This is a genomic window from Mycoplasma struthionis, from assembly GCF_003855455.1.
GTDB lineage: Bacteria > Bacillota_I > Bacilli_A > Mycoplasmatales > Metamycoplasmataceae > Metamycoplasma > Metamycoplasma struthionis.
In genome coordinates, this window is the sequence record NZ_CP034044.1 from 284,575 (window position 1) to 298,374 (window position 13,800).

At 26.0% G+C, this 13,800-nt stretch carries 12 protein-coding genes and 1 tRNA gene; 5 read left to right on the forward strand and 8 right to left on the reverse strand.

Features of this window, described 5'->3' with window-relative positions; genetic code table 4:
* Positions 1–18: 18 nt before the first annotated feature.
* Together lon and EGN60_RS01150 are read left to right on the forward strand one after the other, a co-directional pair.
* Positions 19–2,526 carry an endopeptidase La gene (gene lon, locus EGN60_RS01145; protein WP_124724271.1) on the forward strand — a complete coding sequence of 836 codons (2,508 nt, stop codon included), beginning with the start codon at positions 19–21 and terminating at the stop codon, positions 2,524–2,526.
* 43 nt (positions 2,527–2,569) lie between these two features.
* Entirely contained in the window at positions 2,570–5,086 is a 2,517-nt protein-coding gene (locus tag EGN60_RS01150; RefSeq protein WP_124724272.1) for an MIP family Ig-specific serine endopeptidase, read from the forward strand.
* On the opposite strand, the gene EGN60_RS01155 is transcribed toward EGN60_RS01150, so the two are convergent.
* The 3 genes from EGN60_RS01155 to EGN60_RS01165 all read right to left on the reverse strand — a co-directional run bounded on the left by EGN60_RS01155 (position 5,083) and on the right by EGN60_RS01165 (position 7,119).
* Positions 5,083–5,562, reverse strand: a complete 480-nt coding sequence (locus EGN60_RS01155; RefSeq protein ID WP_124724273.1) for a BspA family leucine-rich repeat surface protein — start codon at positions 5,560–5,562, stop codon at positions 5,083–5,085. The two genes, EGN60_RS01150 and EGN60_RS01155, sit on opposite strands and share 4 nt — an antisense overlap.
* Positions 5,546–6,616, reverse strand: coding sequence for a BspA family leucine-rich repeat surface protein (locus EGN60_RS01160; protein ID WP_124724274.1), 1,071 nt, complete (start codon positions 6,614–6,616; stop codon positions 5,546–5,548). Before EGN60_RS01160 ends, EGN60_RS01155 begins: the two co-directional genes overlap by 17 nt.
* Before the next feature lie 158 nt (positions 6,617–6,774).
* A complete protein-coding gene (locus EGN60_RS01165; RefSeq protein ID WP_124724275.1) occupies positions 6,775–7,119 on the reverse strand; it encodes a hypothetical protein in 345 nt (114 codons plus the stop codon).
* Positions 7,120–7,151: 32 nt separating this feature from the next.
* Between EGN60_RS01165 and EGN60_RS01170 the strand changes: the two genes are divergently transcribed.
* Together EGN60_RS01170 and msrA are read left to right on the forward strand one after the other, a co-directional pair.
* Positions 7,152–8,420 carry a DDE-type integrase/transposase/recombinase gene (locus EGN60_RS01170; protein ID WP_157977609.1) on the forward strand — a complete coding sequence of 423 codons (1,269 nt, stop codon included), beginning with the start codon at positions 7,152–7,154 and terminating at the stop codon, positions 8,418–8,420.
* A 55-nt stretch (positions 8,421–8,475) separates the two neighbouring features.
* The gene (msrA, locus tag EGN60_RS01175) at positions 8,476–8,946 is read left to right on the forward strand and encodes a peptide-methionine (S)-S-oxide reductase MsrA (RefSeq protein WP_170149952.1); all 471 of its coding nucleotides are present in this window, start codon (positions 8,476–8,478) and stop codon (positions 8,944–8,946) included.
* Positions 8,947–8,998: 52 nt separating this feature from the next.
* Here msrA and gap read toward each other — a convergent pair whose 3' ends face one another.
* From gap to rpoE, 5 genes are all read right to left on the reverse strand, one after another.
* Positions 8,999–10,003 (reverse strand): type I glyceraldehyde-3-phosphate dehydrogenase, encoded by a 1,005-nt coding sequence (gene gap, locus EGN60_RS01180; protein ID WP_124724278.1) that lies wholly within the window; start codon positions 10,001–10,003, stop codon positions 8,999–9,001.
* Positions 10,004–10,081: 78 nt separating this feature from the next.
* Positions 10,082–10,175 (reverse strand) — tRNA-Ser (locus EGN60_RS01185).
* A 44-nt stretch (positions 10,176–10,219) separates the two neighbouring features.
* On the reverse strand, positions 10,220–11,104 hold the full coding sequence (locus EGN60_RS01190) for a thermonuclease family protein (RefSeq protein WP_124724279.1): 885 nt from the start codon (positions 11,102–11,104) through the stop codon (positions 10,220–10,222).
* Positions 11,070–11,939: a class II fructose-bisphosphate aldolase gene (locus EGN60_RS01195; RefSeq protein ID WP_124724280.1), complete on the reverse strand. Its 870-nt coding sequence runs from the start codon at positions 11,937–11,939 to the stop codon at positions 11,070–11,072. Before EGN60_RS01195 ends, EGN60_RS01190 begins: the two co-directional genes overlap by 35 nt.
* 36 nt (positions 11,940–11,975) lie before the next feature.
* A complete protein-coding gene (gene rpoE / locus EGN60_RS01200) occupies positions 11,976–12,233 on the reverse strand; it encodes a DNA-directed RNA polymerase subunit delta (protein ID WP_124724281.1) in 258 nt (85 codons plus the stop codon).
* Between the two features lie 281 nt (positions 12,234–12,514).
* On the opposite strand from rpoE, the gene arcA reads away from it, so the two are divergent.
* Positions 12,515–13,747, forward strand: a complete 1,233-nt coding sequence (arcA, locus tag EGN60_RS01205; protein ID WP_124724282.1) for an arginine deiminase — start codon at positions 12,515–12,517, stop codon at positions 13,745–13,747.
* Positions 13,748–13,800: the final 53 nt, after the last annotated feature.

Below are 13,800 nucleotides of genomic sequence, written 5' to 3' on the forward strand. Positions count from 1 at the left end.
AATAGTGAAAGGAAAAAAATGAACTTACCGATACTACCAATAAAAAAACAAATAGTTTTACCATTTAGTTCAACAAATACAACAAAAGTAGGTAAAGTAACAAGTGTGGCTGCTGTTAATGAGTCAATTAAAAAATTTGGTTCAATGATTATCATTGGATTTATTAGTAAACAAGCTGAAAATGATGAATTAATAAGTGATAAAAAACAACTTTTAAGTAAAGGTGTTTTAGCTAGAATTGTTTCTTTTGAAGAAGACAATGGAATTTACAAAATAACTTTTGATACAGATGACCGTTGTGATATCAAAGAAATTGAAATGGCAAACAGTAAAGACTTTGGCGACTATTTAAGTGTAGCTGTTAAAGGCGAAGAATATGAAAATCTTGGCAGTGAAGAATACGAAAAAGTATTTAATTACTTAGTAGAAAAAAGTTCTTCATATTTAGAAAAATCAAATGGTTCTGAATTAAAAAACTTCAAAAATGATAAATATGTTGAAATTGCTAAATATTTAGAAAACAATTTAAATGAGAAATTTGATGCCTTAACAATTTCTAAAATAAGTTGACATATTTGTGAAATTATTAAACAAGACTTTACAATTGATGAATTAAGAAACATTGTAGAATTCAGTAACTCAGAAGAAAGAGTTTTAAATATTATTAAAAAAATAAATGTCAAAATAGCATTTAAAGAAGTTGAAAACCAAATCAATGAAAATATGCAAAATGAAATGGGCGCAGAACAAAAAAACTTTGTTTTAAGAGAAAAAATGCGTCAAATTCAAAAACTATTAAAAGATGGTGATAATAAAATTGATGAAATTGAAGAAAGTACAGATCTTCAACAACAATATCCTGATTATGTTTTAGAAACATTAAAAACTGAAAGAGCAAAATTATCATCAATGATGCCTTCTAGTCCAGATGCCAATGTTTCAAGAAATTATATTGATTTAATAGTAAAACTACCTTGAAGAAAAGTTGACCGTGAATTAATTGATATTAATCACGTGCGTGAAGTTTTAGACAAACATCACTCTGGTTTAACTAAAGTAAAACAAAGAATTTTAGAATTTATTTCAGTTTTAACTCATATAAAAGCCTCAAATAAAAATGATGATTACTTACCTATTAATGGAACTAAAGATCAATTTATTGATACTAAATTATTTATTACAAAAGCTGGTTTATCAACAAATGAACCAACAAATAATATTCCTATTTTGACTTTAATAGGACCTCCAGGAACTGGTAAAACATCTTTAGCAAAATCTATTGCTGAAGCTTTAGGACGTAAGTTCGTTAAGATTTCATTAGGTGGTGTTAAAGATGAATCAGAAATAAGAGGACATAGAAAAACATACGTTGGAGCAATGCCAGGTAAAATAATAAATGCTATTAAAAAAGCTGGTGTTTCTAACCCTGTTATTTTATTAGATGAAATTGATAAAATGTCCGCTGATTATAAAGGTGACCCAACCAGTGCTATGCTTGAAGTTTTAGATCCTGAACAAAACACTAACTTCCAAGATCACTATTTAGAATTAGAATATGATTTATCAAAAGTTTTATTTATAGCAACAGCTAACTATTATGAATCAATTCCACCTGCTTTAATTGATAGAGTTGAATTACTTGAACTTTCAACATATACATTACAAGAAAAATTAAGCATTGCTAAAACTCATTTAATGCCTAAAGTATTAATGCAAAATGCTTTACAAGAAAGTCAAATGAAAATTTCAGATGACATTTTAGAATATATAATTAAAAGCTATACAAGAGAAGCTGGAGTTCGTGAACTAAAAAGAATTTTAGATAGTATAGCAAGAAAAATAGTTGTTAAAATCCTTGATAAAGAAATAGAAAATGATTTTGAAGTAACTAAAGAAATTGTAACTGACTTTTTAGGACCAGTTAAATTTGAAGATGATGAAAACGAACATAAATCTCAAATTGGTGTTGTAAATGGACTTGCTTATACAAGTTATGGTGGTTCAACTTTAGCAATTGAAGTAACTACTTTTGAAGGCAAAGAAGGTTTGAAACTTACAGGTCAATTAAAAGATGTTATGAAAGAATCAGCTCAAATTGCATTGGCTTATGTAAGATCAAATGCTAAAAAATTTGATATTGATTTTGATTTTGAAAATAAATCAATTCATATTCACGTTCCAGCTGGTGCTATACCAAAAGATGGACCAAGTGCTGGTGTTACTTTTACAACAGCTATAATTAGTGCTCTATCTAAAAAAGAAGTTCCTGCAAACATTGGAATGACTGGTGAAATAACTTTAAGAGGTAAAGTATTGCCAATTGGTGGTTTAAAAGAAAAATCTTTAGCAGCTTCTCAATTTGGAATTAAAAAAGTGTTTATTCCTTATGATAATGCTAAAAATTTAATTGATGTGCCTGATGAAGTTAAAAACAAAATTGAATTTGTTCCAGTTAAATACTATGATGAAATTTACGAACAAATCTTTAAAAATAATTTTTTAAAAGCTAAAGTTATTAAACTTTAGTTTTTTTAAATTTAAAATTTATAAAACAAGTATCATTTAAGTTATGTTTAAAAAGAAATTTAAGATTTTAAGTTTATTAGCTGCAATTCCTCTTTCTTTATCTGCAGTTTCATGTGTAAATAAAATAGTTGATGTTCCAATAATAAAAACTGTTGAAACAAAAGAAGATAATGAAATTTCAAAGCCTAAAGAAGACAACACAAATAATTTAGAAAATGAAAATAAAAATAGTAGTTCGCAAAATCAAGGCAATGTAAATAACACAAATAGAGAAGCAAATAACCTGCCTAATGAAACTAATAATAAAAATGAAACAAATGAAAGTAAAATAGAAACTTTTAAGAGTCTCTATTCTTTTGTTTCTAAAAAATTTGAAAATTATAATGAAAAACAAAACTTAGATTCTTTTTATAATTCTTTAGACTCTTTTGATTTTTCTAATATTGAAACTTTAGATGCGAATATTGCTTTATTAAAAAATTATGAAAATAAATTTAAATTAAAAAAAGCTGAAATAGAAAATAAAAAACAAACTTTTTTAAATTTAGAAAATCAAATTAAAGTAAGTGAAGTTACTTATAATTTTTCAAATGAAATCAATGAAATAAAAAATAGCTTAAATCAAGACTTAGATGCCTTAAGTTATGAAAAGGCTGATGAATTAAATTCTAAACTAGAGCAAGCAAACATTATTTTAAATTTAGCAAACGAAAATATTAAAAGTTTTAAAACTATAAAAACAGAATTAAACAGTTTAAAAAATGATGTAATTTTAAAAGTCAATGTTGAAGATTCAGAATTAAATTTTGATTCTTTAATTAATGAAGTACAACAAAGTAATTTTGACTCTGAAAAATTAGAAGTATTAAATAAAAAAATAGAAGCTTTAAAAGCTAAAAAAGTAGAATTAGATAATTCAATTAACACTTTAAAAGAAGACATTTCAATAAAATTACAAGAATATAAGCAATTAAGTAATAAAAATGATTTAGAATCTGAATTTAATAGTTTAAATCAAAATAATTTAAATGATTTAAAAAGTTTTAATAATAAATTAGACTCTGAATTAAATAAAGAAAAACAAAAAGACAGTGAAAACAATAGAGTATTAAGCGCTGATGAAATTGAACATTTCTATGCTCAAAATCCAAGTTTAAAATCATATTCTGATAGTGATATAAGTGAAGATGTAAAACTAAAAACTAATAAAGATTATTTTTTAAACATTTTAAGTAGATCATTTATTTTGAATTGAATATTTCAAGATAATAGAACAACTGGAGGAACTGCCTGACTTTTAGATTATGCTAAACTTGATAAAGAACATTACAAACTATTTTTAGCTACTAATTATCACGTTGCAGTTGATTTATATACTGATCAAGATTCTCAAAGATATTTACAAACTGAAAGATTAAACAATCCTATAAAATATTTTTCAATTGGTGTTGATACAGTAAATACAAGTAGTGAAGAAATTAAAAAAGCAAAAAATCAATGAAGATTTAATAAGCAATATGCTTATAGATTTTTTACACCACAAGCAATGCCTAAAGTATTATTTTTAGCTCAAAACTTCACTGACAACACTCAAAATAAAGAAAATAATTACTATACTGATTTTGCTGTTTTAGAATTAGATATTGATTTAACTGAAAGAGCATTAACCGACAATGATTTTAATAATTCAATGCCTGTAAGAAATTCTAGGGAAACTAATACTGAATGAAGATTTGTTTTAGAACAACTTAAATATGCAGTTAAAAAAACAGATGAATATTATACAAAAATTAAGGGTAATTCAAAAATCTTAAATTCAAAAAATGAAGCTTATGCTACTATATCTTTTGATACTTTAGAATATTTAAGAAGAAATATTTTAAATATAAGACAAGAAGGATCTTCGCCTATATTTAGAAAAATAGATAATCAAAATGGTAAAGCTAATACTAAAAGAAAAATAAATGAGTTAAGCATTGCTATAAATGAATATATAGGAGACAATAAATATTTATACAAAACAAGATATTATTTTGCAGGTTTTCCAAACGAAAATAATAATATTTCAACTTCTAATAATATTTTAGATACAGAACTAAATTCGTTATTAGATAGTATTAATAGACCAGTCTTATTTAGTGATTCAACTTATAATAATACAGTTGCTGCTAATAGAGGTACTGAATTTAATAAAAAAGGTCAAAGCAAGCTTTATGGTTTGATTTATAGAGGAATCAGTCCAAAACAAGTTATTGGTGGAATGAGTGGTTCAATGCTAATGGATAGTCAAGGACTTATTTTAGGAATTTTGTGAGGTCAAAAGCCTGGATCAAATAGCTTTTTAACTAATGATAATAAGAATATAAAAATATACACTCCTACTTTTGTTCAATTTGTTCAACAAAGAGAGATTCAAAGTAATGGTTTAACTATCTATCCTTATAATCTAATTGATGGAAGTGATAAAAATAAATATCCTCATCAAGTTTATTCATATAGAGAAGCATTAAAAGAAAAACATCCTAATTTGAAAACTAGGATGTTTGATAAAGGGGTTTAGTTACTACCTCTTTTTTTATATCAGTTAGGATAATTATTGCCTTGTCTTTCTGAAAACATTGAATCTATGTTAGCCTCTGGTTTAACCCTTCAATTTTCTGTTGATTGGGGATCAAAACCAAAAGTTTCGTAAAACATATTTGAAAAATCTTTACCATTAGAAACATTTCAATTGTTTAAATTTTTATTAAAAAAATAACCATTTGCAAACATATAAGAAAAATTTTTCCCGCTTGATACATCTCAGCCACTTATATCTTGGTTGAATTTCGTACCGCTAAACATACCAGCAAAATTTTCTACATTAGAAACATTTCATTTTGAGATGTCTTGATTAAAAGCACTTCACATTTCATGGTAAACTGTGCCAAACATATAAGAAAGATTTTTAGCTTTTGTCATATTTCATTTAGCAATAGGTTTATTAAAATCTGAACCTAAAAACATACCAGCAAAATTTCTACCGGTTTGATACATCTCAGTCTTCTAATGAGTTGTTAAAGTGTGAAAAAGCAAACATATTAGAGAAATCTCTTACCTTAGAGACAACTCAATTTGATGTATCTATGTTTCCCTTAGTTTTTTCAAACATTCCACTCATATCTTCTACTTTTTCTGTATTTCAATTATTTATATTTAATAAAGACACGTCTTGATTTTTAAAAACATTTTTCATAGATTGAATATTTGAAGTATCTCAACTATTAACACCTGCAAGTCTTTCTTTTGAAATTTCAAAGTCAAATAAATTGTCGATGTTATCAATGAATTTAACGTCAATTGTACTTAAGTCAACGTTTCCATCTCTAACTATTTGTCTTAGTTGATGTCTAGTTTTAGGTCTATATTTTATATTTCCATCAGGTTTTTTTAATAAATACGGTGTGGCATCTTTTTTAAAATCTTGCCCTTCTTCTTTATAATTTGTTGGCTTTTTAATTTTATTGACATTGGCTTCATGAAAGAATAAAGACAAACCTGCAAGCTGTTTATCTACATTATAAATAGTTTCAGGCAAATCAAATCTAATGCTATTTATGTTAATATTTAATTTTGAATAATTGTCTTTATAACCTGAACCTAAAAACCCTCTTAGGTCTCTAACGTTAGATAAATTTCATTTTGATATATCTGGAATAATATTTAAATTACCAAATATGCCGTACATTGATTCGGCTGATTTTAAATTTCAATTGTTAAAATTGTATTTTGACATGTCTACCTTTTCTCTTGTCTCTGGAAATGGTAATTCAAACATATTATCAAAATATTTAACATTGCTTACATCTCATTTATCTATTCCACTATAATCAGTTCTATATGATTCTGAAAATAAATTTGACATGTTTGTAATTTTTGAAGTGTCTATATCACCTAAATTAACGTTTTCATCATTTACTAAGTCAATTAATCCATTTCTAGAAGCAGGTGAATACTTAAAATTTTTATTTATGTCATTAATATTGTTTTTATTATCATTTGGCTTATTGCAAGCTAAAGAAATTAAAGGAGATAAAATTGCAGCTGGCATCAATAAAAGTAAAAATTTATTTTTTTTCTTAATTTCCTTTTTAATTTAAGTTTTTAAAATACAAATTTTTAAATGTTTTTAATATAGATATATAGAAGTGTTTTATTTTATTTAATTGCTAAAAGCATTAAATAAAAATAGAAAAGTAAAATAAAAAATTATTTTTTGTTTAAAATCTCAGAAAGATTTGGAACATTATCTTCTTTTACATTTTTTGAAATATTACTTAAATGTTTAACACCGCCAAAAAAGTCTATTATAGTTCTTTCATAAACAGGATTTTTATTAAAAAAGTCTAGTATTTCTGATTCTTTTGATTCTTTTACTTCTTTAATCATTTCTTTTCTATTGTTTGATAATTCTTCTTGAACTTTATTTAGGTTCTTTAATGGAATGGCAATGTAATAAGGAATTGCGTCATATTTTTTGTCGTTTTCCATAATTGTTACTAAAAGAATTAAATAAACTTTTGGACCTAAACTAGGATAAAAATTTATAGACACATTCCATTTAAAAGAAAGGAATGTGTTTTTTTATGTCAAGAAAACAGTTTACAGCAGAACAAAAACTAAAATATATAAAAATTTTAATTGAAAAAGATTTAGAAATGGCGATGATTACTTTTGTTGAAGATTTCTGAGAAGAAAGATATAAAGAAAATTATTTAAAATACAAGAATAAAAGAAACCCATTTAAATATGCCAAAATGCTAATTACAGATTGATACAACTTGTATAATTTAGATATGGAATTACTCAAATCTAAAACGGGAATTGCTCCAAAAAAAGGTAAATCAGGTCGAAAAAGAAAAATAAGCATAAATGACTTAAATGAATATGAAAGACAATTTTATCAAGATGTCTTAGAAGAAATATTAGAAGAGCATGGGATAACAAATTCAGATATAATTGAGAAAGTTAAGAAAAGAAAAGACGAAAAAAATATTAAAAACTGCAGAATGAAAATTCTAGCAGAAATCTTTGATATAAACAGAACTTCTATTTACTCTAACTATCTTAAAAAACAAAAAAAAGATTCTAAAGAAAAATATATTAAACAAGAAATTATTGATTGGATTTTAGCAGAAGCTGAAAAATTAGGATTAGTTATAGGTAGGGACAAACTCTATTATAAATATATAAGATCAACAAAAAAATATGTTTCTTCATATGTTTTTAGAATAAATTATGAAAAAAGTCAATATAAATCTTTGTCATATGTGCGTTCAAACAAATCAAGACCACCGAAAGAAGCTAAATACGATAAAATATGAACTTATGACTTTTTAAAAGGAGATTTTTCATCATCTTTTTTCGCTCAAACAATTCATGCGGATATTAAATATGTAAGAGTCAAAGAACAATGATACTACTTACATGTTTTAACTGAAACATTTTCAAATTCAATTTTAAACTGAACATTGTCAAAAGAAAGAACCGCTGATTCAACTATTAAATTATTAGATGAAACCATTAAGAAATTTAAAATAAAACCTCAAATTTTTCATAGCGACCATGGTATAGAGTATGCAAATAATAAATTTAGGGACTTTTTAAAAACCAACAACATTAAACAATCTATGTCACCAAAAGGGAATTCATTAGCTAATAGACCTTCGGAATATTTGTTTTCAATTTTTCAAAGAGAATTATTCGATTTTTACGATACCAGTAAAATGAATTTATTAAATGTGTATAATATAGTTAACAAATTTGTGGTTTGATATAACTTAGATAGACCACAATCGAATATGGAATATAAAACGCCATATGCTGTTAATCAACATATAGCGTTTTGTGTCTAAATTTTTTATCCTAATATATATTATTTACATAACTTTTGATTTTTAAGGAGAATTAATGAAAAGAATATATGTAGCAGGCGGTTGTTTTTGAGGTGTTCAAGGATATTTTAAAACAATAAAAGGAATTAAATTTAGTACAGTAGGTTATGCTAATTCAATATTTAATAATCCATCTTATAAAGAAGTTAAAACAGGAAAAACTAATGCTGTAGAAACAACTGAATTATATTACGATGAGTCAGTTATAAGTTTAGAACAAATTATTGAAAAACTTTTAGCTGTAATTGATCCTACAGCATTAAATTTTCAAGATGTAGATTATGGAACTCAATATCGTAATGGAATTTATTATGAAATTGATAGTGATTATGAAATAATAAAAAATACTTTGAATAGATTAGCAAAAAATTATTCTAAACCTATAGTTACAGAAAATAAAAAGTTAGAAAATTATTTTTTAGCAGAAGAATACCACCAGGATTATTCAGATAAAAATCCCTCAGTAGCATGTCACATTAAGTTTTAAATAGTATAAAAAAAAGAGGGAGACCTCTTTTTAATTTTTGAACTATAATTTATTATTTTGTTAATTTTGCTAAATGTTTTAAAGTTCTTACATATTGTGAAACGAATGAACTTTCGTTGTCATATCATGAATAAACTTTGTACATTTTTTTGCCATCAACTTCTAAAATGTCGGTTAGTTGTGAATCAAATACTGATCCAGCAGTTGTTCCAATAATATCACTTGATACAACTGGGTCTTCTGTGTAAATAAATGATTCTGATGAATGTTTTTTCATTGCATTGTTAATTTCTTCAATTGAAGTATCTTTTTTAAGTTCAACTACTAAGTCAACTATTGAACCTGTAATTGTTGGAACTCTAAGTGCAATACCATTCATTTTTCCTTTTAAAGCAGGAATAACTTTACCTATACTTTTAGCAGCACCTGTTGAAGTAGGAATGATGTTTTCTGTAGCAGCTCTAGCTCTTCTTAAGTCTTTATGAGGAGCATCTTGTAGTCTTTGATCAGCTGTAAATGAGTGAATAGTTGTCATGTAACCTTTTACAATTCCAAATTCTGATTCTAAAACGTTAACAACTGGTGCTAAACAGTTTGTTGTACATGAAGCTGCTGAAACAATTTTGTCATCGCTTGTTAAAGTGTTTTCATTTACTGAGTAAACAATTGTTTTAACTCCATCACCTTTTGCAGGTGCTGTAATTAAAACTTTTTTAGCTCCAGCTTTAATGTGTAAGCTAGCTCCTTCAACATCAACAAATCTTCCTGTTCCTTCAACAACGATATCAACACCTAATTCTTTTCAAGGTAAAGCAGCTGGGTCTTTTTCACTATAAACTGGGAATGATTTTCCATTAACAACAATTGAATTTCCTGAGTGAGTTACTTCAGCTTTCATTACACCGTGAGCTGTATCATATTTTAGTAAGTGTGCTAATGTTGCAGCATCTGTTAGATCGTTAATTGCTACTACATCTAGATTTGGATCATCAAAAATTTGTCTAAAAACTAAACGACCAATTCTTCCGAATCCATTAATAGCTATTTTAGATTTCATATTTCCTCCATTTTATTTTTTTAATGCATTATAAATTATAAAACTTTTTAAAATATTAAAAAAATAAAATAAAAAAAATGGCGGGTAAGAGAGGATTCGAACCTCCGCGGGTGTTTTATCACCCCTACAGTCTTAGCAGGACCGCCTCTTCGACCGACTTGAGTACTTACCCAGTACCATTTTTAAATTATAACTTATTTTTTATTTTTTAAATAATTAATTAGGATAAATTTCATCAATATTATTATTTAGGTTATAAATTCCATACTGATTTGTTTGTGCTAAATTTTTTGCATTATTTAAAATATTAAAAAATTCTATGTCTTTTGTATAATAAAAATCTTCTTTATTTAATGATATATAATGCATTCTAGCTAAACCAAATGCAATTAATTCTTCATTTAGTAAATAAAATTTATTATCTCATTTGTTTAAATAATATACCTTAGCTAATATTCTTTTATAATGGTCATGAAAACTTTTATTTTTATTATTTATAAAAGGCAACACATAAATTGCTAAAGCTTTTTCATTTATTATTTTAGATATATAGTTTTTAGCTCTTAAACCAAATTTATACTGTATTCCGTTTGTTAATTTTCAAATATTATTAACACGCTTTTTTGTTTCAGGTGTATCAACTCCTGCAAAACGATATTTTCTATTTTCAGAATCAACAAAAGTATCTCCATCAGTTATTTCTTTTATTCAGATGTGAGTTAATTTATTAATTTGAATTGTTTTTGATTCACGATAATCAAAAAGAGTTTTAGGTTTAAGAAAATTAATATTATTTAAAAAATGTTTTAATTTGTTAATTTTTTGTAGTTTTTGAATATTGCTTAATTCATAATCTTTTAATGCTTCTTGTGTTTCATCAATTAATGAATCTAATAAAAAATGAGTTTCTAGAGGCATTGAAACTTTTTCAAGAATTTCTTTAGCTTTTGAAATTGTATTTTTTGGTTGTGTTATTTTTTTAGTTAAGGCTTTAGTAGAATCTTTAAAGAGGTTGCAAGAAATTAAACTAAAAGAAAATAAGATTAAAAAAAGTGAAATAAATTTTTTAAATTTGTAAAATAAATTCTTTAAATTTTTCAAACAAGTTTAATAAATAATCTTCCATTGCTTTAATTGAGGTTTCATATAACTTTCTAGGATGATAAAGCTTATTTTCAATAATATTATTTGAATTTATAAAAGATATTAAAGCTTTTGCATTTTCAATTTGCAAATCAGTGTTTATATTGATTTTTCTTACTCCAAATTCATCAATTGCTTTATAAAGTTGTTTAAAAGGCAAACCGCTAGCACCATGTAAGACTAAAGGTTTTTTAAATTCATTATTTATTGAGTTAAGTAAATCAAAATCAAGTGATTTTCAGTTTTTAGGATATTCTCCATGAATATTACCAACTGAAACTGCTAACATATCTATATTTGCTTTTTTTATTTCTTTAACATCTTCTAATTTACATAAAGAACCTGGATTAAATTCATTATCTTCTATTCCACCAATATATCCTAGTTCGGCTTCAATAGCTTGATTTTTTTTAGCTAACTTAATTAGTTCTAGACAGTTTGAAAGATTTTTTTGAATACTTTCTTTTCTACCATCATACATGACTGAATCAAAATCGAATTTTTCAAGTCCGTTTTTAGCATCTTCATAACTGCCATGATCTAAATGAACAAAAATATTATTTTCTAAATTAGCATTTTTAATCATTAATTTAGAAAGTTTAACTGCTATTTCAAAGCTACCAAAATATTTAGCTGCTGAAGGTGTTATTCCAATCATAATTACAGCTTTTATTTTGTTAACTGCGCTAATTATTGCTTTTAATCATTCAAGATTATTAATATTTATTTGAAACAAAACATATTTTTGTAAATATGAATTTTTTATTAATTTTCTAACACTAATTTTTCTCATATTTTTCCTTTCTAAAAAAATAAAACTAGCATAACACTAGTTTCTTTCTTCTCGTCTTAATGAAGTTCATGTTCCATTATTATTGTAAAAAAATCTGCCATCGATTGTTAATAAACGATATAATTCGCCTCTTTTATTTTCAAGCATTTTTTGATCTGAAATTTCTTCTGGTGTTTCATCTCTTCAACGTGAAAATAGTTGTTCTTTAACACCTTCAAATAATGTTGCAAATTCTAAATTTTCATTTTCATCTAGAATGCTTTTGGCAACATCTACTAAACTTTTGTATTCCATATACTCGCTCCTTAACCGTTTAAATTATTTCACTGCTAAAATATTTTAATAGATTTTAAGACAAAAATAATAATTTAGCGAGAAAAAAATAAGAATAATTACTTTTTAGACTATTTTTTATACTTTTTTTACTAAAAAAAAGCCTTAATGCAAGAATGAAAAAATAAAGAATATAATTATTATGTATAAGATAAAATTTTCACAATCAGGTAATAAAACTACTTTGGTTGCCCTAATTACTTATACATAGAATTTTAAGATCTAATTTTGAAAGGAAAAAAATGTCTGTATTTGACAGTAAATTTAAAGGAATCCACGTTTATTCAGAAATCGGTGAATTAGAAAGTGTTTTAGTTCACGAACCTGGACGTGAAATTGATTATATTACACCAGCTCGGCTAGATGAATTATTATTCTCAGCCATTTTAGAAAGTCATGATGCTAGAAAAGAACACCAAGGCTTTGTTGCTGAATTAAAAAAACAAGGTGTTAACGTTGTAGAATTAACTGACTTAGTTACTGAAACATATGAATTAGCATCACCTGAAGCTAAAGCTAAATTAATGGAAGAATTTTTAGAAGATTCAGACCCAGTTTTAAGCGAAGTTGAAAGGAAAGCCGTTAAAGACTTTTTACTATCAAGAAAATCAACAAGAGAAATGGTTGAATTCATGATGGCAGGGCTAACCAAATATGATTTAGGAATTGAATCAGAACGTGAATTAGTTGTTGATCCAATGCCTAACCTATACTTTACACGTGACCCATTTGCATCAGTAGGTAATGGGGTTACAATTCACTACATGCGTTACAAAGTTCGTCAACGTGAAACATTATTCTCAAGATTCATTTTTTCAAATCACCCTAAATTAACATCAACACCATGATACTACGACCCATCTCTAAAATTATCAATCGAAGGTGGAGACGTATTCGTTTATAATAACGATACATTAGTTGTTGGGGTTTCAGAAAGAACTGACTTAGAAACAATTACATTATTAGCTAAAAACATTAAAGCAAATAAAGAATGTGAATTCAAACGTATTGTTGGAATTAATGTTCCTAAATGAACAAACTTAATGCACTTAGACACCTGACTAACAATGTTAGATAAAGATAAATTCTTATACTCACCAATTGCAAACGACGTATTCGAATTCTGAGACTATGACTTAGTTAACGGAGGAGATGAACCTCAACCTGTAAAAAGTGGATTACCACTAGAAGGTTTATTAGCATCAATTATCAACAAAAAACCTGTTTTAATTCCTATCGCCGGAGAAGGTGCTTCATTAATCGATATCGAACGTGAAACACACTTTGACGGAACAAATTACTTAGCAATTAAACCAGGAGTTGTTATTGGATACTCACGTAATGAAAAAACAAATGCTGCTTTAGAAAAAGCTGGAATTAAAGTTCTTCCATTCCACGGTAACCAATTATCACTAGGTATGGGTAATGCTCGTTGTATGTCAATGCCTTTAGCACGTAAAGACGTTAAATGATAATATAATATTGGAATATATAGAAATTAGCTAAAAAAACATCTCATTAATTTGAG